Source organism: Bradyrhizobium sp. SZCCT0231 (assembly GCF_018130245.1).
Classification (GTDB): Bacteria; Pseudomonadota; Alphaproteobacteria; order Rhizobiales; family Xanthobacteraceae; genus Bradyrhizobium; species Bradyrhizobium japonicum_F.
The window spans coordinates 77565-103775 of the sequence record NZ_JAFCKP010000012.1 but is presented as its reverse complement, the minus strand read 5'-3'; the positions used below and the strand labels follow the sequence as shown (position 1 = coordinate 103775).

General features: G+C 64.8%; 22 protein-coding genes. 16 read left to right on the top strand and 6 right to left on the bottom strand.

Annotation, left to right across the window (positions count from 1 at the left end; translation table 11 throughout):
• Nucleotides 1-59 precede the first annotated feature (59 nt).
• The 3 genes from acnA to JQ566_RS24325 all read left to right on the top strand — a co-directional run bounded on the left by acnA (nt 60) and on the right by JQ566_RS24325 (nt 4763).
• Nucleotides 60-2780, top strand: a complete 2721-nt coding sequence (gene acnA / locus JQ566_RS24335; protein WP_212376677.1) for an aconitate hydratase AcnA — start codon at nt 60-62, stop codon at nt 2778-2780.
• A 232-nt stretch (nt 2781-3012) separates the two neighbouring features.
• Complete coding sequence (locus tag JQ566_RS24330) at nt 3013-3789, top strand: DUF1223 domain-containing protein (RefSeq protein WP_212376674.1); 777 nt, start codon at nt 3013-3015, stop codon at nt 3787-3789.
• Nucleotides 3790-4391: 602 nt separating this feature from the next.
• A complete protein-coding gene (locus JQ566_RS24325; RefSeq protein ID WP_212376670.1) occupies nt 4392-4763 on the top strand; it encodes a DUF2794 domain-containing protein in 372 nt (123 codons plus the stop codon).
• 126 nt (nt 4764-4889) lie between these two features.
• Here the strand turns inward: JQ566_RS24325 and JQ566_RS24320 are convergent, their stop codons facing one another.
• From JQ566_RS24320 to JQ566_RS24305, 4 genes are all read right to left on the bottom strand, one after another.
• Entirely contained in the window at nt 4890-5420 is a 531-nt protein-coding gene (locus JQ566_RS24320; RefSeq protein WP_212376668.1) for a GNAT family N-acetyltransferase, read from the bottom strand.
• Nucleotides 5421-5624: 204 nt separating this feature from the next.
• Nucleotides 5625-6416: a Bax inhibitor-1/YccA family protein gene (locus JQ566_RS24315; protein WP_026312126.1), complete on the bottom strand. Its 792-nt coding sequence runs from the start codon at nt 6414-6416 to the stop codon at nt 5625-5627.
• Nucleotides 6417-6686: 270 nt separating this feature from the next.
• Nucleotides 6687-9257 carry an ABC transporter permease gene (locus tag JQ566_RS24310; protein ID WP_212376665.1) on the bottom strand — a complete coding sequence of 857 codons (2571 nt, stop codon included), beginning with the start codon at nt 9255-9257 and terminating at the stop codon, nt 6687-6689.
• Nucleotides 9254-9976: an ABC transporter ATP-binding protein gene (locus JQ566_RS24305; RefSeq protein ID WP_212376662.1), complete on the bottom strand. Its 723-nt coding sequence runs from the start codon at nt 9974-9976 to the stop codon at nt 9254-9256. The genes JQ566_RS24310 and JQ566_RS24305 overlap by 4 nt, the downstream gene beginning before the upstream one ends.
• 55 nt (nt 9977-10031) lie before the next feature.
• On the opposite strand from JQ566_RS24305, the gene JQ566_RS24300 reads away from it, so the two are divergent.
• From JQ566_RS24300 to JQ566_RS24240, 13 genes are all read left to right on the top strand, one after another.
• Entirely contained in the window at nt 10032-10667 is a 636-nt protein-coding gene (locus JQ566_RS24300; protein WP_212376659.1) for an arylesterase, read from the top strand.
• A 176-nt stretch (nt 10668-10843) separates the two neighbouring features.
• Entirely contained in the window at nt 10844-11380 is a 537-nt protein-coding gene (gene thpR, locus JQ566_RS24295) for an RNA 2',3'-cyclic phosphodiesterase (protein ID WP_212376656.1), read from the top strand.
• Nucleotides 11381-11558: 178 nt separating this feature from the next.
• Entirely contained in the window at nt 11559-12746 is a 1188-nt protein-coding gene (gene zapE / locus JQ566_RS24290; RefSeq protein ID WP_212376653.1) for a cell division protein ZapE, read from the top strand.
• Nucleotides 12747-12986: 240 nt separating this feature from the next.
• The gene (gene mdh, locus JQ566_RS24285) at nt 12987-13955 is read left to right on the top strand and encodes a malate dehydrogenase (protein WP_008145224.1); all 969 of its coding nucleotides are present in this window, start codon (nt 12987-12989) and stop codon (nt 13953-13955) included.
• Between the two features lie 222 nt (nt 13956-14177).
• Nucleotides 14178-15374 carry an ADP-forming succinate--CoA ligase subunit beta gene (sucC, locus tag JQ566_RS24280; protein WP_212376650.1) on the top strand — a complete coding sequence of 399 codons (1197 nt, stop codon included), beginning with the start codon at nt 14178-14180 and terminating at the stop codon, nt 15372-15374.
• A 4-nt stretch (nt 15375-15378) separates the two neighbouring features.
• Nucleotides 15379-15858 carry a DUF1579 family protein gene (locus JQ566_RS24275; RefSeq protein ID WP_212376647.1) on the top strand — a complete coding sequence of 160 codons (480 nt, stop codon included), beginning with the start codon at nt 15379-15381 and terminating at the stop codon, nt 15856-15858.
• A 36-nt stretch (nt 15859-15894) separates the two neighbouring features.
• Nucleotides 15895-16779 (top strand): succinate--CoA ligase subunit alpha, encoded by an 885-nt coding sequence (sucD, locus tag JQ566_RS24270; protein WP_212376644.1) that lies wholly within the window; start codon nt 15895-15897, stop codon nt 16777-16779.
• Nucleotides 16780-16916: 137 nt separating this feature from the next.
• The gene (locus tag JQ566_RS24265) at nt 16917-19886 is read left to right on the top strand and encodes a 2-oxoglutarate dehydrogenase E1 component (protein ID WP_212376641.1); all 2970 of its coding nucleotides are present in this window, start codon (nt 16917-16919) and stop codon (nt 19884-19886) included.
• Between the two features lie 172 nt (nt 19887-20058).
• Complete coding sequence (odhB, locus tag JQ566_RS24260) at nt 20059-21288, top strand: 2-oxoglutarate dehydrogenase complex dihydrolipoyllysine-residue succinyltransferase (RefSeq protein ID WP_212376638.1); 1230 nt, start codon at nt 20059-20061, stop codon at nt 21286-21288.
• Between the two features lie 12 nt (nt 21289-21300).
• Nucleotides 21301-21525 carry a hypothetical protein gene (locus JQ566_RS24255; RefSeq protein WP_212376633.1) on the top strand — a complete coding sequence of 75 codons (225 nt, stop codon included), beginning with the start codon at nt 21301-21303 and terminating at the stop codon, nt 21523-21525.
• A gap of 52 nt (nt 21526-21577) precedes the next feature.
• Nucleotides 21578-22327, top strand: a complete 750-nt coding sequence (locus tag JQ566_RS24250; protein ID WP_212376630.1) for an SDR family oxidoreductase — start codon at nt 21578-21580, stop codon at nt 22325-22327.
• Between the two features lie 58 nt (nt 22328-22385).
• Nucleotides 22386-23786 carry a dihydrolipoyl dehydrogenase gene (lpdA, locus tag JQ566_RS24245; RefSeq protein ID WP_212376627.1) on the top strand — a complete coding sequence of 467 codons (1401 nt, stop codon included), beginning with the start codon at nt 22386-22388 and terminating at the stop codon, nt 23784-23786.
• 34 nt (nt 23787-23820) lie between these two features.
• Nucleotides 23821-24351: a hypothetical protein gene (locus JQ566_RS24240; protein ID WP_212376624.1), complete on the top strand. Its 531-nt coding sequence runs from the start codon at nt 23821-23823 to the stop codon at nt 24349-24351.
• A gap of 162 nt (nt 24352-24513) precedes the next feature.
• On the opposite strand, the gene JQ566_RS24235 is transcribed toward JQ566_RS24240, so the two are convergent.
• Together JQ566_RS24235 and JQ566_RS24230 are read right to left on the bottom strand one after the other, a co-directional pair.
• On the bottom strand, nt 24514-25104 hold the full coding sequence (locus JQ566_RS24235) for a DUF4337 domain-containing protein (protein WP_212376621.1): 591 nt from the start codon (nt 25102-25104) through the stop codon (nt 24514-24516).
• An 83-nt stretch (nt 25105-25187) separates the two neighbouring features.
• Nucleotides 25188-26153 (bottom strand): tyrosine recombinase XerC, encoded by a 966-nt coding sequence (locus JQ566_RS24230; RefSeq protein WP_212376618.1) that lies wholly within the window; start codon nt 26151-26153, stop codon nt 25188-25190.
• Between the last annotated feature and the right edge of the window lie 58 nt (nt 26154-26211).

Genomic DNA, 26211 nt, shown 5'->3' with positions numbered 1-26211 from the left:
TGATACGCTACGGTGTTAAAATACCCTGCCGGGTATAACTAACAATTGGGATCTCCTACATGACCTCGCTCGACAGCTTCAAATGCAAAAAGACCCTCAAGGTCGGCGCCAAGACCTATGTCTATTACAGCCTGCCCACGGCCGAGAAGAATGGTCTGAAGGGAATTTCGAAACTTCCCTATTCGATGAAGGTCCTGCTCGAGAATCTGCTGCGCAACGAGGACGGCCGCTCGGTCAAGAAGGAAGACATCGTCGCGGTCTCGAAATGGCTGCGCAAGAAGTCGCTGGAGCATGAGATCGCCTTCCGCCCGGCGCGCGTCCTGATGCAGGATTTCACCGGCGTGCCGGCGGTGGTCGACCTCGCCGCGATGCGCAACGCGATGCAGAAGCTCGGCGGCGATGCCGAGAAGATCAATCCGCTGGTGCCGGTCGACCTCGTCATCGACCACTCCGTGATCGTGAACTTCTTCGGCGACAACAAGGCCTTCGGCAAGAACGTCACCGAGGAATACAAGCAGAACCAGGAGCGCTACGAGTTCCTGAAGTGGGGCCAGAAGGCGTTCTCGAACTTCTCCGTGGTGCCGCCCGGCACCGGCATCTGCCACCAGGTCAATCTCGAATATCTGGCCCAGACGGTCTGGACCAAGAAGGAGAAGATGACGGTCGGCAAGAAGACCGGCACCTTCGAGGTCGCCTATCCCGATTCGCTGGTCGGCACCGATTCCCACACCACCATGGTCAACGGTCTCGCCGTGCTCGGCTGGGGCGTCGGCGGCATCGAGGCTGAAGCCTGCATGCTCGGCCAGCCGTTGTCGATGCTGCTGCCCAATGTGGTCGGCTTCAAGCTGAAGGGTGCGCTGAAGGAAGGCGTCACTGCGACCGACCTCGTGCTGACCGTGACGCAGATGCTGCGCAAGCTCGGCGTGGTCGGCAAGTTCGTCGAGTTCTTCGGCCCCGGCCTCGATCATCTCTCGGTCGCCGACAAGGCGACCATTGCCAACATGGCGCCCGAATACGGCGCGACCTGCGGCTTCTTCCCGGTCGATGCCGCCGCGCTCGACTACCTCAAGACTTCCGGCCGTGCCTCGGCCCGCGTCGCGCTGGTGCAGGCCTATGCCAAGGCGCAAGGCCTGTTCCGCACCGCCAAGTCTCCCGACCCGGTGTTCACGGAAACGCTGACCCTCGACCTCGGCGACGTCGTGCCGTCGATGGCCGGCCCGAAGCGCCCCGAAGGCCGCATCGCGCTGCCCACCGTCGCGGACGGTTTCTCGCTCGCGCTCGCCAGCGAGTACAAGAAGGCCGAGGAGCCGGCCAAGCGCTTCCCCGTCGAAGGCAAGAACTTCGACATCGGCCATGGCGACGTCGTGATCGCCGCCATCACCTCCTGCACCAACACCTCGAATCCGAGCGTCCTGATCGGCGCCGGCCTCTTGGCGCGTAACGCCGCTGCGAAGGGCCTCAAGGCCAAGCCGTGGGTGAAGACCTCGCTCGCCCCGGGCAGCCAGGTGGTCGCGGAATATCTCGCCAATTCCGGTCTTCAGCCCTATCTCGACAAGGTCGGCTTCAACCTCGTCGGCTTCGGCTGCACCACCTGCATCGGTAATTCCGGTCCGCTGCCGGAGGAGATCTCGAAGACGATCAACGACAACGGCGTCGTCGCCGCCGCCGTGCTCTCCGGCAACCGCAACTTCGAAGGCCGCGTCTCGCCCGACGTGCAGGCCAACTACCTCGCCTCGCCGCCGCTGGTCGTCGCCTACGCGCTCGCCGGCAGCGTCACCAAGAACCTCGCCACCGAGCCGCTCGGCGAGGGCAAGGACGGCAAGCCGGTGTACCTGAAGGACATCTGGCCGACGGCCAAGGAGATCAACGCCTTCATGAAGAAGTTCGTGACCGCGTCGATCTTCAAGAAGAAGTATGCCGACGTGTTCAAGGGCGACACCAACTGGCGCAAGATCAAGACGGTCGAGAGCGAGACCTATCGCTGGAACATGTCTTCGACCTATGTGCAGAACCCGCCTTACTTCGAAGGCATGAAGAAGGAGCCGGAGCCGGTCACCGACATCGTCGAGGCGCGCATCCTCGCCATGTTCGGCGACAAGATCACCACCGACCACATCTCGCCGGCCGGTTCGATCAAGCTCACCTCGCCCGCGGGCAAATATCTCAGCGAGCACCAGGTGCGTCCGGCCGACTTCAATCAGTACGGCACGCGCCGCGGCAACCATGAAGTCATGATGCGCGGCACCTTCGCCAACATCCGCATCAAGAATTTCATGGTGAAGGGCGCGGATGGAAACATCCCCGAGGGCGGTCTGACCAAGCACTGGCCCGACGGCGAGCAGATGTCGATCTACGACGCCGCGATGAAGTACCAGGAAGAGAAGGTGCCGCTGGTGGTGTTCGCCGGTGCCGAATACGGCAACGGCTCCTCGCGCGACTGGGCCGCCAAGGGCACGCGCCTGCTCGGCGTGCGCGCCGTGATCTGCCAGAGCTTCGAGCGCATCCACCGCTCCAACCTGGTCGGCATGGGCGTGCTGCCGCTGACCTTCGAGGAAGGCACCTCCTGGCAGTCGCTGGGCCTGAAGGGCGACGAGAAGGTCACGCTGCGCGGCCTGGTCGGCGACCTCAAGCCGCGCCAGAAGCTGACCGCGGAGATCGTCTCCGGCGACGGTTCGCTGCAGCGCGTCTCGCTGCTTTGCCGCATCGATACGCTGGACGAGCTCGACTACTACCGCAACGGCGGCATCCTGCACTACGTGCTGCGCAAGCTCGCCGCGTAAGCGCGGATTTGTGAACGATGGCTCACTGCGAAGTGAGTAGAAGCCTAAATGAAGGCGGCCTATCAAAGGCCGCCTTCACGCGTTTGCGGTACGCTTCGGATGGGCCCGCCCGGCGGAAAGCCTCCCTTGGACGGTTGCCTGGACGGAGGAATGTGCCGCGCCCCGTAAGACTACGGTGACCATCAGGCGATAAGATTTCCCCTCTCACGAGCAATGGTGTGCGGCGTTCGACATGACAACAATGACGGCTACTTATCCGATTTCGCGCTGGTCTGGTGCCCTCTGGTCGGGAGCTCTCGGCATCTGTGCGATCATCGCCGTCATCCGCCCCGCCGAGGCTGAACCCCGCGCCGTTGTCGAATTGTTCACCTCGCAGGGCTGCTCGTCCTGCCCGCCCGCCGACCAGATCATCGGCGATCTCTCCAAAGATCCCTCGGTCATCGCGCTGAGCATGCCGATCGACTATTGGGACTATCTCGGCTGGAAGGACACGCTGGCCGATTCGCGCTTCTCTGCACGGCAGCGGGCCTATTCGCGCATGCGCGGCGACCGCGAAGTTTATACGCCGCAGGTGGTCGTCAACGGCTCCTCGCATGTCATCGGCAGCGACCGCGCCGGCATCGAGAGTGCAATCGGCAAGACCGACAAGGGCACCGGCGTGATGAGCGTGCCGGTGACGATGTCGCTCTCGGGCAAGCAGATCAACGTCTCGGTGGCCGCAAGCAAGGAGCCCGCGGTCTCGCGCGGCGAAGTCTGGATCTGCTCGATCGCCAGATCGGTGCCGATCGCGATCACCCGCGGCGAGAATCGCGGACAGCAGGTCACCTATCACAACGTGGTGCGCAATCTGCTCAAGGTCGGCGACTGGACCGGCCGTCCGGAAAGCTGGACGGTGCCGATCGAGAACCTCACGCGCGACGGCGTCGACGGCGCGGTGGTCTATATCCAGGACGGCAGCCGTGAGAAGCCGGGCCCGATGCTGGGCGCGGCGTACACGTCGCTGCACTGATAATTTTCTAGCGTCGCACTCTGCTCTCGACCCTCATGGTGAGGAGCGCGCCCTTGCGCGCGACGGACGATGCTGCGCATCGCCGCGAGAACCACGAAAGGCCCCGCTGATGCAGCCCGGCCTTCATCCTTCGAGACGCCGCGCGAAGAGCGCGGCCCTCAGGATGAGGGAACCAGTCTTTGCGCTGATCAGGAAGAAGGTTCGTCCCGCCGGAAACATCCCGACACAAACAAAAAAGGACCAACTTGCGTTGGCCCTCCTTGCCGTGCGTACAGACCCGATCCTGTTCGACCCCGGGGGGCTGGGGGCTGAGGAATCCGGAACCGAAAGGACCGGGTCAACGCACGTGAGTCTTTTCGCAATGCAGGGCGGCAGGCGGTTGGCGGAAAAGCGGCGAGACTAAGATTCTTGAGCACGATCCCGTGACGGTTTGCCGCGACAGAGTTCCACCATTGCGTGTGCCCTGACTCGCAGCCGATTCAATCGGTTGAACCCCTTGCGGTGCGGAACGGTTGGCGCGATCATGCAATTGTCATGAACGCGGTTCCGGGGACGGTTTTCGCGGACGCGGGTCATTGGCGTGCGATGAGGAGGCGCTTCCCATGAGCCTGATGTCGGAGGATGCCGATCCGAGCGAGCAGCGCGCGGCGGCGCGCCACGCCGCTGCGAATGGGCAGCCGAACCGGGTGACGTTCAACCGGCTCGAGTTGCATCGTATTCTCAATCTCTATGGCCGCATGGTCGCCGACGGCGAGTGGCGCGACTATGCCATCGACTTCCTGAAGGACCGCGCCGTGTTCTCGGTCTATCGCCGCGCCTCGGAAGTGCCGATCTATCGCATCGAGAAGGACCCGCGGCTCGCGCGCAAGCAGGGCATGTACAGCGTGATCTCGGCGACCGGCCTGATCCTGCGCCGCGGCCATGAGCTCGAGCGGGTGCTGCTGGCGATCGATCGCAAGCTGGCGGTGGTGTAGGCGAACCATCGGTCGTCATTCCGGGGCGCGCGCAGCGCGAACCCGGAATCCATTCCTCCACCGCCCGTGCCGCTCAATGGATTCCGGGTTCGATGCTGACGCATCGCCCCGGAATGACGGATGGAACTACTTCTCCGGCACCGTGCGCGCCCCCTCGCCGAGGTCGCGCTGCATCATCACCGTGTCCAGCCAGCGGCCGAATTTCAGCCCGACATTGGGGTGCGTGCCGATCATCTTGAAGCCGCCTTTGGTATGCACGCCGATCGAGCCGGCATTGGCGGAATCGCCGATTACCGCGATCATCTGGCGGAAGCCGCGCGCCTCGCATTCCCTGACCAGCCGTTCCAGCAGCAATGAGCCGACACCGCGGCGATGGAAGCTCGGGTCGAGATAGATCGAGTTCTCCACCGTGAAGCGATAGGCCGGCCGCGGCCGGTAGGCGCCCGCATAGGCGTAGCCGGCCACGCGCCCGTCGAGGATCGCGACGAAATAGGGATAGCCGCCGTCGACCAGCGCGCGGTAGCGGCGCGTCATCTCGGCAAGGTCGGGCGGCTCCAGCTCGAACGTCGCCGTGCCCTCGCGGACGGCCTGCTGGTAGATGGCGGTGATGGCGGGAAGGTCGGCCTCTCGCGTGGGCCTGATATCGGGTGCGGACATGGAGGGCAAAGATAGCAGGCGCGCGGAGATGAGCAACGCTGTTCCCGCATGCGTCATGGCCGGGCTTGTCCCGGCCATCCACGCCCTTCTCGCGGCACGAAGAACGTGGATGCCCGGGACAAGCCCGGGCATGACGGAGTGTGCCCCAAACAAAAACCCCGGCCTCTCGGCCGGGGTTTCGTGTCGTTCTCTCGGGTCTATCGCTTAGTCGCGCTGGCCGAGGAGCTGCAGCAGCAGCGTGAACAGGTTGATGAAGTTCAGGTACAGCGACAGCGCGCCGGTGATGGCCGCACGTTCTGCGATGTCACCGCCGGCCGAAGCGTAGCCGTAGATGTAGTCGTTCTTCAGCCGCTGGGTGTCCCAGGCGGTGAGGCCCGCGAACACCAGCACGCCGACCACCGACACGATGAACTGCAGCATCGAGCTTGCCAGGAACAGGTTCACCAGGCTCGCGATGATGATGCCGATCAGGCCCATGAACAGGAACGAGCCCATCCCGGTCAGGTCACGCTTGGTGGTGTAGCCGTAGAGGCTCAGCGCACCGAAGGTCGCCGCGGTGATGAAGAACACCCGCACGATCGAGGTGTGCGTGAACACCAGGAAGATCGAGGACAGCGAGATGCCCATCAGCGCCGAGAACACCCAGAACAGGATCTGGGCGGTCGAGGGGGCGAGACGGTTGATACCCGCCGAGATCACGAACACCATCGCGAGCGGCGCGAGCATGAACAGCCACTTCAGCGGGCTGACGAACATCGCGTAGCCGAACGGCGTCAGGAACAGCTTGCCGACGCGGACGGCGTCCGCCGTCGGAACGTCGGTCACGGCGGCCATGTAGACGCCGAGCGCGGCAAGGCCGGTGATGGCGAGGCCAATGCTCATGTAGTTGTAGATGCGCAGCATGTATGCGCGCAGGCCGGCATCGACCGTCGCGGCGTCAACACGCCCGGCGGCCCTGCCGAAAGGAGAAGCGTAGTTACGGTCTAGGTCCGACATGGTCGAATTCCCGTTGGTTGGTCCGGCCCGGCATGAGGGTCGCCATGCCGCCGGTTCGTCAAATTCTATCTCGGATACAGCTGCCAGCCGACTAAATTTTGGCTAACAATCAGGTCTCCGAACCCATTCGATATGTGGGAAACTAACACATTCGCTGCAACCGTCCACGCGCGGCCGAATGTCGCCCTTGGCTGCAATCCTGACGAGCGGACGTGGTTAATCGCAGGAATCGTGCGATTTCGCTCCCGCGCGGCTGGCCGCTACATTTTGTCACAAATTCCGCAACACCGTGGCGGGCTTTTTGTTCAACGCCAGGAGCGTGCCGGCGAGCCCGAGCCCGACGGTGACGACCAGGGCGGCCGCGACCACGCCGGCCGCGCTGCCGGCCTGCCAGACGAAGCTCAGCGTCATCAGCCGCGTCACGATCATCCAGGCCGCGATGCTGCCGGCGATCACGCCGAACACCGCGGTGGCGAGACCGATCAGGAGGTATTCGAGGGCATAGGCGCCGAGCAGCCGCAGCCGCGTCGCGCCCAGCGTCTTCAGGATCACCGCATCATAGACCCGGTGACGGTGGCCGGCGGCGAGCGCGCCGCCCAGCACCAGGATCGCCGAGATCAGGGTCACGGCGCTGGCGCCGCGGATCGCCAGCGCCAGATTGGTCACGACCGAGCCGACCGTCTCCATCACCTCGCGCACGCGCACGCTCGTCACCATGGGGTAGGCGTCGGCGACCTCCTTGATGATCTTGCCGTCGCCTGCCGCATTTCCGCCCGTCTCCGTCAGCGTCGCGATATGGGTATGCGGCGCGCCCTTGAAGGCGTTGGGCGAGAACACGAGGACGAAATTGATGCCGAGCCCCTGCCAGTCGATGTTGCGCAAATTGCTGATCTTCGCCGGGATGTCACGGCCGAGCACGTTGACCACCACCTCGTCCCCGAGCTTGAGGCCCAACCCGTCGGCGATCTTCTTCTCCATCGAGACCAGCGGCGGGCCGGAATAGTCTGCGCTCCACCACTCGCCCTCGACCACCTTGGAACCCTTCGGCAGCTCGGCTGTATAGGTCAGGCCGCGGTCGCTCTGCAGCACCCATTCGGAATCCGTGCTGGGCTTGAGCTCCTCGGCGCGAACGCCGCGCGCGGCGACGATGCGCCCGCGCAGCATCGGCACGTCCTCGATCCTGGCGCCCGGCGCGATCTGGCGCAGATAGCCATCGAACTGCTCGGCCTGCGTGCTCGGGATGTCGATGAAGAAAAAGGATGGCGCCTGATCGGGGAGAGCGGCGAGGAACTGCCGCCGCAGATTGCCGTCGATCTGGGTGATGGTGACGAGCACGGCGAGCCCGAGGCCGAGCGACAGCACGACCGAGGGCGTCAGCGCGCCCGGCCGGTGGATGTTGGCGATCGCCAGGCGCAGCATCGGCAGCCGCGTCCGCGGCAGCCGTCGCGCGCTTGCCATAAGCAGAGCGGCGATGCCGCGCAGCAAGGCGAACACGACGACGGAGGAGGCCACGAACACCGCAGCGATGCGCTTGTCGAACGACAGGCCGATCACCACGGCGACGAGCAGCGCGATCACGACGCCCATGAACACGAGATAGCTCGCGCGCGGCCGGTGCCATTCGGAGCTGATGGTGTCGCGAAACAGCGCCGCCACCGGCACGTCGTGCACGCGGCCGAGCGGCCACAGGCCGAAGGCGAGCGCAGTGAGCAGGCCATAGACGAAGGACAGTGCGAGCTCGTCGGCGTGCACGGCCGGCACCACCGGCAGCGGCAACAGCTTGCCGAACAGCCCGACGATGGCGAAGGGCATGGCGGCGCCGAGCACAAGGCCGATCACCGAGCCGATGCCCGCGAGCAGGATGACCTGCGCGAGATAGATGCCGAAGACGTCGCGCCCGGTCGCGCCGACGGCCTTGAGGGCCGCGATCACCTCGAGCCGGCGGTCGATATGGCTCTTCACGGCATTGGCAACGCCGACACCGCCGACCAGCAGCGCGGCAAGGCCGACCAGGGTCAGGAACTGGGTGAAGCGGTGGATGTTGCGCTCGAGCTGCGGCGAGGCATTGGAGCGGCTGCGGATCTCCCAGCCGGCCTGCGGCGCGGCGTTGCGGGCGTCCGCGATGAAGGCTTCGGTGGCGCGCTCGTTGTTCGCGGTCTCGGGCAGCTTGACCCGGTAGACCCAGCGCACCAGGCTGCCGGGCTGGATCAGGCCGGTGGCGCGCAAGGCCGCCTCGCTGATCAGAAAGCGCGGCCCGAATCCGATGCCGCCGGCGAGCTTGTCGGGCTCGGCTTCGACCGTCGAGCGGATCTGGAACGTTGCGGCCCCGATCGTGACGCGGTCGCCGGTCTTGAGAGAAAGCCGCGCCAGCAGCGTCGGATCGGCGGCGGCGCCGAACGCGCCGTTATGCTCGGCGAGCAGATCGGCCATCGGCAGCTGCGGCGCCAGCGTCAGCTGTCCCAGCATCGGATAGGTGCCGTCGACCGCCTTCATCTCGACCAGCGCCAGCTTGCCGTCCGTCGTGCGCGCCATGCCGCGCAAGGTCGCCGCGGTCGAGAGCGTGCCGCGCGAGCGCAGGAACGCAACCTCTTCCGGCTTGGCCTCGCGCTGGAACAGCACGAAGGAGACGTCGCCGCCGAGCAGCGTGCGGCCTTCGCGGGCGAGACCATCGCTCAGGCTTGCGGAGACCGAGCCGACGCCGGCAATCGCCATCACGCCGAGCGCGATGCAGGCGATGAAGACATAGAAGCCGCGCAGGCCCCCGCGCAATTCGCGCAGCGCATAGCGCAGCGACAGCGCGACGGCGTTCGGCTTCGCGAACGATTCGACCAAAGCGCTCATGCCGGCGCAGACTGCGTGTCGATGCGCCCGGAGCGCAGGCGGATGACGCGGTCGCAGCGATGTGCGAGCGAGGAATCGTGCGTCACCAGCACCAAGGTCATGCCGCGCTCGGCGTGCTTGCTGAACAGGAGATCGACGATCTGCTTTCCGGTCGTCTCGTCGAGATTGCCGGTGGGCTCGTCGGCGACGAGGATCGCGGGATCGGGCGCCAGCGCGCGCGCGAGCGCGACGCGCTGCTGCTCGCCGCCGGAGAGCTGCGTCGGGTAGTGATGCAGGCGGTCGCCGAGCCCGACCGATTGCAGCTCCTGCGCCGCGCGCTTCGCGGCATCGGGGTTGCCGGCAAGCTCGAGCGGCACCGCGACGTTCTCCAGCGCCGTCATGGTCGGGATCAGGTGGAAGGACTGGAAGACGATGCCGACCTGGCGGCCGCGGAAGCGCGCGAGCGCGTCCTCGTCGAGGGCATTGAAAGCCGTGCCCGATACCACCACCTCTCCGCTATCAGGACGCTCCAGCCCCGCCATCACCATCAGCAGCGTGGATTTGCCCGAGCCTGACGGGCCGATCAGGCCGATCGCCTCGCCCGAGGCGACCCGCAGGCTGATATCCTTGAGGATGTGAACGCGTGCCGCGCCCGTGCCCAATGAGAGATTGACGTTGGAGATGGCGATGGTGTCCGCGGCGTTGGCGGCGAGCGAAGAGGGGTCGATGCGAGTGTCCATGGTCCGGTCATATGGCAACTCCGCACGCGGGGTCGAGAGGCGTTACGGATTGTTCATGCACATAGCCGTGTTGATGCTCGCCTTGATGACGATGGCGCCCCCGGCTTGGGCGGGCGCAACAAAACCGGTCAGGCTTGTCGTTCTCGGCGATTCCTTGAGCGCCGGTCTCGGCCTCCCGGCCCAGGAGGCGTTCCCCCAAAAGCTTCAAAAAGCCTTGCAAACCAAAGGCATAATGGTCGACATGACCAATGCCGGGGTGTCCGGCGACACCACCTCCGGCGGCCGCGACCGGCTCGACTGGTCGGTGCCCGATGGAACCGATGGCGTGATCGTCGAGCTCGGCGCCAACGACGCGCTGCGCGGCATCGATCCCGATTTGACGCGCGCCGCGCTGACCGACATCATCCAGCGGCTCAAGGCGCGCAAGATCGCGGTGATGCTGTGCGGCATGCTGGCGCCGCCGAATTACGGCGACGACTATGCCGCGCGCTTCAATTCGATTTATCCGGATCTGGCGAAACGATTCGACGTGCCGCTCTATCCGTTCTTCCTCGAGGGCGTCGCGGCCGACGCCAAGCTCAACCAGGCCGACGGCATTCATCCGACTGCGGCCGGCGTCGACATCATCGTCGGCAGCATCATGCCCACGGTGGAGGCATTCCTCGGCACGATCGCTGGGCAACGGCGTTGAAACGCAGGCAGCGTTCACCGTAATTCCCAGGGTTTTGCGGGAGTGAGGCGCGGCATGCTTCGCAGAGTCACACAACTGCGATAGGAATCAGGGTACCGGTGATTCGTCGCCGGCTCTAATTTGGATATGGTCCTTGCTCCTAGAGGGCTGTACCCAAGCATCGGGAGTGCGAAACGATGCCGCGTTTGTTCACGGGTCTGGAAATTCCGGCCGAGATCGGCCAGTCGCTTTCCAACTTGAGGGGCGGCCTCCCCGGCGCCCGCTGGATCGATCCCGAAAATTATCACGTCACCTTGCGCTTCATCGGCGACATCGACGGCGCTTCCGCCAACGAGATCGCCTCGATGCTGTTTCGCGTCGACCGCAAGCCGTTCGAGGTGAAGGTGCAAGGGCTCACCAGCTTCGGCGGCCGCAAGCCGCGCGCAGTGGTCGCCACCATCGTGCCGAGCAAGCCGCTGATGGAATTGCAGGCCGAGCTCGAGCGCATGATGCAGCGGATCGGCCTCAACCCTGAAGGCCGCAAGTTCATCCCGCATGTGACGCTGGCCCGGCTGCACGACGCCTCCGACCGCGACGTCGCCGACTATCTCTCGCTGCGCGGCTACTTCCCGAGCAAGGCGTTCATGGCCGAGCGTTTTGTGCTGTTCTCCTCTCGAGCCTCCACCGGCGGCGGGCCGTATGTCGTCGAGGACGCGTACGAACTGTGTGAGTAGCGCGAGTCTCATGCCCCGGCCGTAGAGCCGGGGCCCAGCGTTCCGCGATGAACGAAATATGGGTCCCGGCTCTGCGCAGCAGCGTTACACGCTGCAGCGCGTCCGGGACACGAAAGCGCATAGCTCCGACCTCGATTCACGGCTTGCAATTTCCGTCCGTCTCTGGCGGTAAAGGGCCATGCTCTCCACCCCCAGTTCCCCATTCCGCGAGGCATACCAGGCCGAGATCGCGTCCGGCGCGATCGAGCCGGATGCTGCGCAGGCCGAGGTCGCCGAGGCCTATGTGGCGCTCGACCAGCGGCTGGCCACTTACAACCCGTTGCGCAAGCAGGGCCTGCTCAGCCGCCTGTTCAGCAGCAACGACAAGGATGATGCGCCGCGCGGGCTCTACATCCACGGCGAGGTCGGCCGCGGCAAGACCATGCTGATGGACCTGTTCTTCCAGCACGCCTCGGTCGAGCACAAGCGGCGCGCGCATTTCCACGAGTTCATGGCGGAGGCACATGAGCGCATCTACGACTATCGCCAGAGCATCGCGCGCGGCGAGATCGCCGACGGCGACGTCATCGCGCTGACCGCGAACGCGATCTTCGAGGAGAGCTGGCTGCTCTGCTTCGACGAATTCCACGTCACCGACATCGCTGACGCGATGATCCTGGGACGCCTGTTCGCGAAATTGTTCGAGCTCGGCACCGTCGTGGTCGCGACCTCCAACGTCGCGCCCGACGATCTCTACAAGGGCGGCTTGAACCGCTCGCTGTTCCTGCCCTTCATCAAGCAGATCACGGGCCATATGGACGTCGCGCGGCTCGATGCGCGCACCGACTTCCGGTTGGAGAAGCTGCAGGGCGTGCCGATGTGGCTGACACCGGCGGATGGCGATGCGGACGCCGCGCTCGACCGCGCCTGGAAGCGGATGTCGGGCGGCGCCAAATGCAGGTCGCGCGATATTTCGATCAAGGGCCGCATCCTGCATGTGCCGTGCTCGGCCCATGGCGTGGCGCGGTTCTCGTTCGCCGACCTCTGCGAGAAGCCCCTCGGTGCATCCGACTACCTCAGGCTGGCGCACGACTATCACACCATCCTGGTCGACCATATTCCAGTGATGGATTTCTCCCAGCGCAACGCGGCCAAGCGCTTCATCACGCTGATCGACGCGCTCTATGACAACGCCGTGAAGCTGATGGCCTCGGCCGACGCCAACCCGATCTCGCTCTACCTCGCCACCGAGGGCACCGAGGCCATGGAGTTCAAGCGGACCGCCTCGCGCCTGATCGAAATGAGCTCGGAAACCTATTTGGCGCTGCCTCACGGCCGCAAGGATTCCACCGCGAGCGGCTCCACCAAGGGCCTGGTAGAGACTTAAGTCCTATCTCTGCCCGTCATTCCGGGGCGCGCGGAGCGCGAGCCCGGAATCCATACTCCCGATGGTGGTTATGGATTCCGGGCTCGCGACTTTGGTCGCGCCCCGGAATGACAGGGGCTGTGTGCCCGAGGCCGCGCCAAGCCCGACAATTGGGCATTGGGCGACTTGAACGGGGGAAGCGAAAGGGATAACCACCCGTCTCAGTTTTCCCCTCCTTACGTGTCTAAAGGACAGGTTCACATGGCGCGCGACAAGATTGCTTTGATTGGCTCCGGTCAGATCGGCGGAACGCTGGCTCACCTCATCGGCCTGAAAGAACTGGGCGACGTCGTGATGTTCGACATCGCCGAGGGCGTGCCGCAGGGCAAGGCGCTCGACATCGCGCAGTCCTCGCCGGTCGACGGCTTCGACGCCCATTACACCGGCGCGAACTCCTATGAGGCGCTCGACAACGCCAAGGTCTGCATCGTCACCGCCGGCGTGCCGCGCAAGCCCGGCATGAGCCGCGACGACCTCCTCTCCATCAACCTCAAGGTCATGGAGCAGGTCGGCGCCGGCATCAAGAAGTACGCCCCCGACGCCTTCGTCATCTGCATCACCAACCCGCTCGACGCGATGGTCTGGGCGCTGCAGAAGGCCTCGGGCCTGCCGCACAAGAAGGTCGTCGGCATGGCCGGCGTGCTGGATTCGGCGCGCTTCCGCTACTTCCTGGCCGACGAGTTCAACGTCTCGGTCGAGGACGTCACCGCCTTCGTGCTCGGCGGCCATGGCGACACCATGGTGCCGCTGGTGAAGTACTCCACCGTCGCCGGCATTCCGCTGCCCGACCTCGTCAAGATGGGCTGGACCTCGCAGGCGCGCCTCGACGAGATCGTCGACCGCACCCGCAACGGCGGCGCCGAGATCGTCAATTTGCTCAAGACCGGCTCGGCCTTCTATGCGCCGGCGGCGTCCGCCATCGCGATGGCCGAGAGCTATCTGCGTGACAAGAAGCGCGTGCTGCCCTCGGCCGCGTACCTGAACGGCGAATACGGCGTGAAGGACATGTATGTCGGCGTGCCCGTCGTGATCGGCTCCAAGGGCGTCGAGCGCGTCGTCGAGATCGAGCTCGCCGGCAAGGACCGCGAGGCCTTCGACAAGTCGGTCGGCGCGGTGCAGGGCCTGGTGGATGCCTGCAAGAAGATCGCACCCGATCTTCTCGGCCGCTAAGGCGTAAACGATACCCCGCCGAAGATCGAAACCCGGTCTTCGGCGGTTTCACTTCCGGGACCGGCTTGCAACCTTGTTGAAGGCTGGGCTGGTTCCGGTCCAGCCGTCCAGATCTCGAAGTCAAAGAATCCGGGTTGCAGTTCCTGTGGTATATGGTATGCCAGCCACAAGACTGAGGTGGGGCCCATGGGGTCACCGCCCGCGGGTTCAGGGAGCGACCATATGAATATCCATGAATATCAGGCCAAAGCGCTGCTGGGTGAGTTCGGCGTGCCGATCTCCAAGGGCGTGCCGGTCCTCAAGGCCACTGATGCGGAAGCCGCTGCCAAGGCGCTGCCGGGTCCGGTCTATGTGGTGAAGAGCCAGATCCATGCCGGCGGCCGCGGCAAGGGCAAGTTCAAGGAAGCCTCGGCCGGCGACAAGGGCGGCGTCCGCATCGCCAAGTCGGCCGCGGAAGTCTCCGAGTTCGCCAAGCAGATGCTGGGCGCGACGCTGGTGACCGTGCAGACCGGCCCCGCCGGCAAGCAGGTCAACCGCCTCTACGTCGAGGACGGCTCCGACATCGACAAGGAGTTCTATCTGTCGATCCTGGTCGACCGCGAGACCTCGCGCGTCTCCTTCGTCGTCTCGACCGAGGGCGGCGTCAACATCGAGGACGTCGCCCACAACACCCCCGAGAAGATCGTCACTTTCTCTGTCGATCCCGCCACGGGCATCATGGGCCATCATGGCCGCACGGTTGCGAACGCGCTGAAGCTCTCCGGCGATCTCGCCAAGCAGGCCGAGAAGCTCACCGCGCAGCTCTACGCCGCCTTCGTCGCCAAGGACATGTCGATGCTGGAGATCAACCCGCTGGTCGTGACCAAGCAGGGCCAGCTCCGCGTGCTCGACGCCAAGGTGTCGTTCGACGACAACGCGCTGTTCCGTCACCCCGAGGTGCTCGCGCTGCGCGACGAGACCGAGGAGGACGCCAAGGAGATCGAGGCGTCCAAGTACGATCTCAACTACGTCACGCTCGACGGCAACATCGGCTGCATGGTCAACGGCGCCGGCCTCGCCATGGCGACGATGGACATCATCAAGCTCTACGGCATGGCGCCGGCGAACTTCCTCGACGTCGGCGGCAGCGCCAGCAAGGAGAAGGTCGCGGCCGCGTTCAAGATCATCACCGCCGATCCCAACGTGAAGGGCATCCTGGTCAACATCTTCGGCGGCATCATGAAGTGCGACGTGATCGCCGAGGGCGTCACGGCTGCGGTTCGCGAGGTCGGCCTCAGCGTGCCGCTGGTGGTCCGCCTCGAAGGCACCAATGTCGAACTCGGCAAGAAGATCATCCTTGAATCCGGACTGAACGTGGTGCCGGCCGACAATCTCGACGACGCCGCGCAGAAGATCGTGAAGGCCGTCAAGGGAGGCTAAGGCCATGGCCCAGGACCATCTCGCCGCATCATCTCCGCTCCCCGAGCACACGCGCCTCGCCGCGTTCGCCGGCGAATGGGATGGTGAGGAGGTGGTCTTCCCGTCGCGCTGGACGGCGGGCGGGCCGGCCACCTCGCACGTCGTCGCGCGCATGGACCTGAATGGATTCTATCTGATCCAGGACGCGGTGCAGATGCGCGACGGCAAGCAGGTCTTCGCCACCCACGGCATCTTCACCTACGACCGCGACGACCGGACCTACAAATTGTTCTGGTACGACTCGCTCGGCTACACGCCGCCCTCGCCCGCCTCCGGCGGCTGGGTCGGCAAGACCCTGACGCTGGTGCGCGGCTCGCTCCGCGGCAATGCGCGCCACGTCTACGAGATCATCAACGAGGATTCCTACTCGTTGAAGATCCAGTTCTCGCCGGACGCGGAAGGCTGGGCCGACGTCCTCACCGGCGTCTACCGCCGCATCCACTGACCCTCTCACTCTGTTAGTTTCGCGAAAGCAGACCTCATGTCCATCCTGATCGACAAGAACACCAAGGTCATCTGCCAGGGCTTCACCGGCAAGAACGGCACCTTCCACTCCGAGGCCGCGATCGCCTACGGCACCAAGATGGTCGGCGGCACCTCGCCGGGCAAAGGCGGCTCGACGCATCTGGGCCTGCCGGTGTTCGACACCGTGCGCGAGGCGCGTGAGAAGACCGGTGCCGACGCGTCGGTGATCTACGTGCCGCCGCCGGGTGCGGCGGATGCGATCTGCGAGGCCATCGATGCCGAGATCCCGCTGATCGTCTGCATCACCGAGGGCATTCCCGTCATCGACATGGTGCGGGTGAAGCGCTCGCTGATCGGCTCCAAGTCGCGCCTGATCGGGCCGAACTGCCCGGGCGTCATGACCGCGGGCGAGTGCAAGATCGGCATCATGCCCGCCAACATCTTCAAGACCGGTTCGGTCGGCATCGTCTCCCGCTCGGGCACGCTGACCTATGAAGCCGTGTTCCAGACCTCCCAGGAAGGCCTCGGCCAGACCACCGCGGTCGGCATCGGCGGCGACCCGGTCAAGGGCACCGAGTTCATCGACGTGCTGGAGATGCTGCTCGCGGACCCCAAGACCGAATCGATCATCATGATCGGCGAGATCGGCGGTTCCGCCGAGGAGGACGCCGCCCAGTTCCTCAAGGACGAGGCCAAGCGCGGCCGCAGGAAGCCGATGGTCGGCTTCATCGCCGGCGTCACCGCCCCTCCCGGCCGTCGCATGGGCCATGCCGGCGCGATCATTTCGGGCGGCAAGGGCGATGCTGGTTCCAAGACCGAAGCGATGAAATCCGCAGGGATTACAGTGTCCCCGTCGCCCGCCCGCCTCGGCCACACGCTTGCCGAAAAGTTGAAGGGCTAATTCACTTCTTCGTGCTTTTCCGGGCGAAGTTTCGCAGCAAATAGGGTAAAGGGTGCCTGTCGCGTCGAGCCCTGTCGGGGGAGCTCGGCGCCAGCGCCGTTTGTTATGCGCGAACCGAAATCGCCAGGAACTCAAGTATGTCTCGCCAGGACGCGAACGCAGCCTTTGCCCTGTCATCGTTTTTGCAGGGCACCAACGCCACCTACATCGACGAAATCTACGCCCGCTACGAGAAGGACCCGTCCTCGGTCGACGCCGAGTGGCAGGAGTTCTTCAAGAGCCTGAACGACGCGCCCGCCGACATCAGCAAGAACGCGGAAGGGCCGTCCTGGGAGCGGGACAACTGGCCGCTGACGCCGAAGGATGATCTGACCTCCGCCCTCGACGGCAACTGGGCCGAGGTCGAGAAGGCGGTCGGTGCCAAGATCGCCGCCAAGGCGCAGGCCAAGGGAGGCGACAAGGGCGCCGACATCTCCTCCGCCGACGTGCTTCAGGCCACGCGCGATTCCGTCCGCGCCTTGATGCTGATCCGCTCCTACCGCATGCGCGGCCACTTCCACGCCAAGCTCGATCCGCTCGGCATCGAAGCCCAGCGCAACCGCGAAGAGCTCGATCCGCGGACCTACGGCTTCAGCGAAGCCGATTTCGACCGCAAGATCTTCCTCGATCACGTGCTCGGCCTCGAATACGGCACCTTGCGCGAAATCACTGCGATCTGCGAGCGCACCTACTGCCAGACGCTCGGCGTCGAATTCATGCATATCAGCAATGCCGCGCAGAAGGCCTGGATCCAGGAGCGCATCGAGGGACCCGATAAGGAGATCTCGTTCACCCGCGAAGGCCGCAGAGCGATCCTGACGAAGCTGGTCGAAGCCGAGGGTTTCGAAAAGTTCTGCGACACCAAGTTCACCGGCACCAAGCGCTTCGGCCTCGACGGCGGTGAAGCGCTGATCCCCGCGCTCGAGCAGATCATCAAGCGCGGCGGCAATCTCGGCGTGAAGGAAATCGTGCTCGGCATGCCGCATCGCGGCCGCCTCAACGTGCTGACCCAGGTGTTGGGCAAGGCCCATCGCGCACTGTTCCACGAGTTCAAGGGCGGCTCGGCCAACCCCGACGCGGTCGAAGGCTCGGGCGACGTCAAGTACCACCTCGGCGCCTCCTCGGACCGCGAGTTCGACGGCAACCGCATCCACCTGTCATTGACCGCCAACCCCTCGCATCTCGAGATCGTCGATCCCGTCGTGCTCGGCAAGGTGCGTGCGAAGCAGGACCAGCACGGCGATCCGCCGGATATGCGCATCTCGGTGATGCCGCTCCTGATGCACGGCGATGCTGCGTTCGCCGGCCAGGGCGTGGTCGCCGAATGCTTCGGCCTGTCGGACCTGAAGGGCTACCGCACCGGCGGCTCCGTGCACTTCATCGTCAACAACCAGATCGGCTTCACCACCTATCCGCGTTATTCCCGTTCTTCGCCCTATCCGTCGGATGTGGCGAAGATGATCGACGCGCCGATCTTCCACGTGAACGGCGACGATCCGGAAGCCGTCGTGTTCGCCGCGAAGGTCGCGACCGAATTCCGGCAGAAGTTCCACAAACCGGTCGTGATCGACATGTGGTGCTATCGGCGCTACGGCCACAACGAGGGCGATGAGCCGGCGTTCACCCAGCCGGTCATGTACAAGCGGATCGCGGCCCATCCGTCGACGCTGTCGATCTATACCAAGCGCCTGATCGCCGAGGGCGTGGTCACCGAGGGCGAGGTCGACAAGCTGAAGGCCGACTGGCGCTCGCGGCTCGATGCCGAGTTCGAGGCCGGCACCTCCTACAAGCCGAACAAGGCCGACTGGCTCGACGGCAAGTGGGCCGGCTTCAAGATCGCCGACCAGGAAGAGGATGCGCGGCGCGGCGTCACCGGCGTCGACATCGCCACGCTGAAGGACATTGGCCGCAAGATCACCAAGGTGCCGGACGGCTTCCGCGTTCACCGCACCATCCAGCGTTTCCTCGATAACCGCTCGAAGGCGATCGACACCGGTACCGGCATCGACTGGGCGACCGGCGAGGCGCTGGCGTTCTGCTCGCTGCTCAACGAAAACCATCACGTCCGCCTGTCCGGACAGGATTCGGAGCGCGGCACCTTCTCGCAACGCCATTCGGTCCTGATCGATCAGGAAGACGAGAGCCGCTACACGCCGTTCAACCATCTCGGCCACGAGCAGGGCCACTACGAGGTCATCAACTCGCTGCTGTCGGAAGAGGCCGTGCTCGGCTTCGAATACGGCTATTCGCTCGCCGAGCCGAACACGCTGACCCTGTGGGAAGCCCAGTTCGGCGACTTCGCCAATGGCGCGCAGGTCGTGTTCGACCAGTTCATCTCCTCGGGCGAACGCAAATGGCTGCGAATGTCCGGCCTCGTCTGCCTGCTGCCGCACGGCTATGAGGGCCAGGGACCGGAGCACTCCTCGGCGCGCCTCGAGCGTTATCTGCAGATGTGCGCGGAAGACAACATGCAGGTGGTCTATCCGACCACGCCGGCGAACTACTTCCACGTGCTGCGCCGGCAGCTGCATCGCGAGATCCGCAAGCCGCTGATCATGATGACGCCGAAGTCGCTGCTGCGCCACAAGCGGGCGGTGTCGCGTCTCGAAGAGCTCGCGAAGGGCACGACCTTCCACCGCATTCTGTATGATGACGCCCAGATGCTGCCGAACGAGGCCGTCAAGCTCGTTCCGGACGAGAAGATCCGCCGCATCGTGCTGTGCTCCGGCAAGGTCTATTACGACCTCTACGAGGAGCGCGAGAAGCGCGGCATCGACGACATCTATCTGATGCGCGTCGAGCAGCTCTATCCGGTGCCGCTGAAGGCGCTGGTGGCCGAGCTGTCGCGCTTCAAGAAGGCCGAGATGGTGTGGTGCCAGGAAGAGCCCCGCAACATGGGTGCCTGGCACTTCATCGAGCCCTATCTGGAATGGGTGCTGAACCAGGTCAACGGCGTGAGCCGGCGTCCGCGTTATGTCGGCCGCGCCGCTTCCGCCGCGACCGCCACGGGTCTGATGTCCAAGCATCAGGCGCAGCTGAAGGCGTTCCTGGACGAAGCACTGAGCTGAACTTTTTGAACTGCGTCATGCCCCGCCTTGTGCGCAACCAGCGCACCGGAGCGGGGCATCCAGTAGCCGCGACGTGAATGCAAACGTCCCGGCTTGCTGGATGGCCTGCTTTTCGTCGGCCGATGACACCTGAATTCATGACCGCTACCTGCGATCCCTTAAGGAAGAGACCATGACTGAAATTCGTGTGCCGACGCTCGGCGAATCCGTCACCGAGGCCACCATCGGCCGCTGGTTCAAGAAGGCCGGCGATCCCGTCGCCGTCGACGAGCCCCTGGTGGAGCTCGAGACCGACAAGGTCACCATCGAAGTCCCCGCGCCGTCCGCCGGCACGCTGAGCGAGATCATCGCGGCCGATGGTGTGACTGTTGCGGTCGGCGCGCTGCTCGGCCAGATCACCGACGGTGCCGGCGCTGCCAAGCCCGCCGCCGCTCCCGCCAAGGCTGCTGCTCCTGCGGCCGCCGCCGCTGCTCCCGCTGCCGCGAAGGCGCCGCCGGCCGATGCGCCGCTCGCCCCGTCCGTGCGCAAGCTCTCGGCCGAGACCGGCATCGACGCCTCGACGGTTCCCGGCTCCGGCAAGGATGGCCGCGTCACCAAGGGTGACATGTTAGCTGCGATCGAGCGCGCGGCCTCCGCACCGACCCCGGTCAACCAGCCCGCCGCCGCCGTTCAGGTTCGCGCGCCGTCGCCGGCCGATGACGCCGCCCGCGAGGAGCGCGTCAAGATGACCCGCCTGCGCCAGACCATCGCGCGCCGCCTCAAGGACGTGCAGAACACCGCGGCCATGCTCACGACCTTCAACGAGGTCGACATGACCAACGTCATGGCGCTGCGCGCCCACTACAAGGATGCGTTCGAGAAGAAGCATGGCGCCAAGCTCGGCTTCATGGGCTTCTTCACCAAGGCCGTCGTGCAGGCGCTGAAGGACATCCCGGCCGTCAACGCCGAGATCGACGGCAGCGACCTGATCTACAAGAACTATTACCACATCGGCGTCGCCGTCGGCACCGACAAGGGCCTGGTCGTGCCCGTCGTGCGCGACTGCGACCACAAGTCGATCTCCGACATCGAGAAGGGCATCGCCGATTTCGGCCGCCGCGCCCGTGACGGCCAGCTCAAGATCGACGAGATGCAGGGCGGCACCTTCACCATCACCAATGGCGGCATCTACGGCTCGCTGATGTCGACCCCGATCCTGAACGCGCCGCAGTCGGGCATTCTCGGCATGCACAAGATCCAGGAGCGGCCGATGGTCGTCGGCGGCAAGATCGAGGTTCGCCCGATGATGTATCTGGCGCTGTCCTATGATCACCGCGTCATCGACGGCAAGGAAGCGGTCACGTTCCTCGTTCGCGTCAAGGAGAGCCTTGAAGATCCGGCGCGGCTGGTGCTCGATCTCTAAGGGGAGGGGGCAATGGAGGAGCCGTCGCTTCTTCTCTCCCTCCTGCCATTCCTGCTGACCACCTTTATCTTCTTCCTCTTTGCGATTCCGATCAGTCGCAGGAAGGGTAAGGGGACAGGCTTTGCCTTTTGGTGTCTGATTCCGTTCGTTACTCCCTTCATTCTGTTCTACCTGGTGAGTCTGACGGACAAGTCAGTATTGGATCGATTGGCCGCGCTTGAGGACAAGACTTCGTAGCGCGGACAAGAATCGGGACCGGCCTTCGTCGGTCCAATGCGTGGGGATGGATGTGATGGATAAAGTCGTTGTCATCACCGGCGGCAGCCGCGGCATCGGGCGGGCGACCGCGATCGCGGCGGCTGCGCGCGGCTTTCGCGTCGTGGTCGGCTATGCCAGCAACAAGAATGCGGCCGACGAGGTCGTCGCGCAGATCGAGGCCAGCAACGGCAAGGCCATCGCGGTGAAATGCGATGTCGCCGAGGAAAGCGACATCCTCAACCTGTTCAAGGAAGCCGACAAGTTCGGCACGCTCGGGGCGCTCGTCAACAATGGCGGCATCGTCGGGACAAGCGGCGTGCGCGTCGACGAGATGTCGGCCGAGCGTATCCAGCGCGTGCTGGCGGTCAACGTCACCGGCTCCATCTTGTGCGCGCGCGAGGCGGTGAAGCGGATGTCGACCAAGCATGGCGGCAAGGGCGGCGTCATCGTCAATCTGTCGTCGGTCGCGGCCAGGCTCGGCGCACCCAACACCTATGTCGACTACGCCGCGTCCAAGGGCGCGATCGATTCCTTCACCGTCGGCCTCGGCCATGAGGTCGCGGGCGAGGGCATCCGCGTCGCGGCGATCCGTCCCGGCCTGATCGACACCGAAATCCACGCCGCCGGTGGCGAGCCCGACCGCGCCCATCGTCTGGCCCATCTGGTGCCGATGAAGCGCGTCGGCACCGCGGATGAAATCGCCAATGCCATCGTCTGGCTGATATCGGACGAGGCCTCCTACGTCACCTCAGCCATTCTCGATGTGTCCGGCGGACGCTGACGCGCCGCGCGGACGCTGACACATCCTCATCACGCCTAACCTTACGGGACTTTCTCTCATGGCTACCTACGATCTCGTCGTCATCGGCACCGGACCGGGCGGTTATGTCTGCGCGGTGCGCGCAGCCCAGCTCGGCATGAAGGTCGCCGTGGTCGAAAAGAACGCAACCCTCGGCGGCACCTGCCTCAATGTCGGCTGCATGCCGTCCAAGGCGCTGCTGCACGCCTCCGAGATGTTCGAGGAAGCCGGGCATTCCTTCGCCAAGATGGGCGTGTCGGTGTCGTCGCCGAAGCTCGATCTGCCCGCGATGATGAACTTCAAGCAGCAGGGCATCGACGGCAACGTCAAGGGCGTCGAGTTCCTGATGAAGAAGAACAAGATCGACGTGCTCAAGGGCACCGGCAAGATCTTGGGGACCGGCAAGGTCGAGGTCTCCGCCGACGGCAAGTCGCAGGTGGTCGAGACCAAGAACATCGTGATCGCCACCGGCTCGGACATCGCGCGCCTCAAGGGCATCGACATCGACGAGAAGCGCATCGTGTCCTCGACCGGTGCGCTGTCGCTGGAGAAGGTGCCAGGCAGATTGCTGGTCATTGGCGCCGGCGTGATCGGGCTCGAACTCGGCTCCGTGTGGCGCCGGCTCGGATCCGAAGTCATGGTGGTCGAATTCCTCGATCGCATCCTGCCCGGCATGGACGGCGAGATCGCCAAGCAATTCCAGCGTATCCTTGAAAAGCAGGGATTTGCATTCAAGCTGGCCTCGAAGGTCACCGGCGTCGAAGCGAACAGCAAGGCATTGCTCGCGAAAATCGAACCGGCTTCCGGCGGTGCCGCCGAGACCATCGAAGCCGACGTCGTGCTGGTCTGCATCGGCCGTACGCCCTACACGGATGGGCTCGGCCTGAAGGAAGCCGGCATTGCACTCGACCCGCGCGGCCGCGTCCAGATCGACCCGCATTTCGCCACCAGCCTGAAGGGCGTCTACGCCATCGGCGACGTCGTCGCCGGCCCGATGCTCGCGCACAAGGCCGAGGATGAAGGCGTTGCGGTCGCGGAGATCATCGCAGGACAGGCCGGCCACGTGAACTACGATGTGATCCCGGGCGTCGTGTATACCACGCCGGAAGTGTCCTCCGTCGGCAAGACCGAGGAGGAGCTGAAGCAGGCGGGCACGGCCTATACCGTCGGGAAGTTTCCCTTTACCGCCAACGGCCGCTCTAAGGTCAACCAGACCACCGACGGCTTTGTGAAGATTCTCGCAGATGCGAAGACCGATCGCTTGCTCGGCGTGCACATTATCGGCCGCGAAGCCGGCGAAATGATCCATGAAGCCTGTGTTCTCATGGAATTTGGCGGCAGTGCGGAAGATCTCGCGCGGACCTGCCACGCCCATCCGACCCGCTCGGAGGCCGTCAAGGAAGCCGCGCTTGCAGTCGGCAAGCGGGCCATCCATATGTAACGACGCGCCCAGCGCCGAACCGGGCGGGAAACACATGCTGCGCCGCCTCCTTCAACCGGTCTGGGTCCTGCTTGCGATCATCTTCCTGATCGAAGCCTGGCTGTGGGACCATCTCGAGCCGATCGTTGCAAAGGTCGTCGCGGCAGTCCCGCTTGCGCGCTTCAAGCAATGGCTGACGGAGCGCGTCGATGCGCTGTCGCCGGCCATGACGCTGGTCGTGTTCGCGGTCCCCGTCATCCCGCTGTTTCCGCTCAAGCTGGTCGGCCTGTGGCTGCTTGCGCACGAATACTGGACCAGCGCGATCTTCACGATCGTGTTCGCGAAACTCGTGGGCGTCGGCGTCACCGCCTTCGTGTTCGACGTCACGCGCGCCAAGCTTTTGGAGATGCACTGGTTCGAGCGGATCTACGATCTCGTGATGAAGCTGCGCGCCAAGGCGCATGCGCTGGTCGATCCGATCAAGCGCCGCATCCGCGAGCTGATCGCCGGCAACGGCGAAGGCTGGTCCGCCCGCACGCTGCGCCAGATCCAGCGTTTTCGCAAGAGCGTGCACCAGGCGCGGTGAACTGTTCACCACACGCTCTCTGTCATCGCCCGGCTTGACCGGGCGATCCAGTATTCCAGAGACGTCAGTGATTGAACCGAGAAGCCGCGGCGTACTGGATGCCCCGGTCAAGCCGGGGCATGACACTGTCTTTGTGGCGTCAAGCCACGCGCATCAACGCCCTCAATGCAAATGCAACAGATGCGGCCACCATAGGCCGAGCGCGGTCATGATCAGGCCGGCGAGCGTCAGCACGCCGCCGACATAGGCGAGCGCGATCATGCCGGTGATGATGGTGGCGGAGGCCAGCACGATGCCGATCTGGAAGGCGGCCGACGCCAGCTCGAAATGGTGGTATTTCGCAGTCGCCTCGTCGCGATCGTGCTCGGCGTGCTTGGCCTTCGCGGCGAGCTGCTCGGTGCCTTCGCCGGTCTCGGGCTCGGAGCGGTAGCGCTGCGCGGTCTTGGTCCAGTCGTCGACCTGCTTCTGCACCGTTGCCTTGATGGCATCGTCGGCCGTGGCGCCCAGCGTGAGCTTGCCCTGCTCGGCCGCGGTCAGCACCACGGTGCGGCGGATGCTCTTGGCTTGGAAGAACGCCCAGAGATTGGCGGCCTCGACGTTCTTGCTGATCGATTCGGTCTGGGCGCCCTTGCCGAGCGTCTCCGAGACGGCCAGGAACAGCGCCAGCACAGCGATCAGGAGCGCGATCTTCTTGTTCGAGCCGGACGCGTGTTCGGCGTGCTCGGCATGCTCCATGCTTTCATGTGCGCTCATAAATCTCTCCTGCCTCGGTTCCGTAACGATTGACCGAACCGCGCGTGCTGCGCAAGAGGCAAGGAAGTTATGACGTCAGTGTGTCAGCGCCGCGGATGCGCGCTGGCATAGACTTCGAGCAGGCGCTCGGAATCAATCCCGGTATAGACCTGCGTCGTCGAGAGCGAGGAATGGCCGAGCAATTCCTGGATGGCGCGCAAATCGCCACCACGCGACAGCAGATGCGTGGCAAAGGAGTGGCGCAGCGCATGCGGCGTGGCGCTGTCGGGAAGTCCCAGCGCGCCGCGCAGCCGTTCCATTGCGAGCTGGATGATGCGCGGGCTCAGAGGGCCGCCGCGTGCGCCGACGAAGATCGGCCCTTCCGCCGGCAGCGGATACGGGCACATCGCAACGTACTCTTGAATCAGTGCGAGCACGTTTTGCAGCACCGGCACCATGCGGGTCTTGTTGCCTTTCCCTGTCACGACCAGCACGTCGCCTTCGCCGGGACGCGGCACCTCGCGGCGTTTCAGGCCGAGCGCTTCGGAGATGCGCAGGCCCGAGCCATACAGCAGGGCCATCACCGCGGCATCGCGCGCCAGGACCCAGGTCTCGCGTTCCTCGCCAGCGCGCTCGTCGGCATCGGCAAGACGTTTTGCCGATGCCATCGGCAACGGCTTCGGCAGGCTCTTTGCAACTTTTGGCGCGCGGATCGCCGACAATGCGCCGACCTTGCCCTTGCCCTCGCGCTCCAAAAAACGTCCGAACGAACGCAGGCCCGCCAGCGCGCGCATCAGGCTGCGGCCGGCGATGTCGTCGGCGCGACGCATCGCCATGAAGGCACGCACGTCGGTGGCCTCCAGCGCGGCGAATCGCTTGAGCGTGACGCGCTCGCCCCAATGCGCACAGAGGAAATCCAGGCACTGCCGCAAGTCACGGCCATAGGCCTCCAGCGTCTTCGGCGACAGCCGCCGCTCGGCGCCGAGATGCGACAGCCAGCGCGCCATCTCGTGCGCGATCGAGGGATCGGCGCTGGTGAGCTCGATTTGTGGGACGGCCGCTTTGCTCATGCGCTCTGGACGTGGTGATTTCGTACAGTATATCGCATCACACCGGTTTACTGTTCGC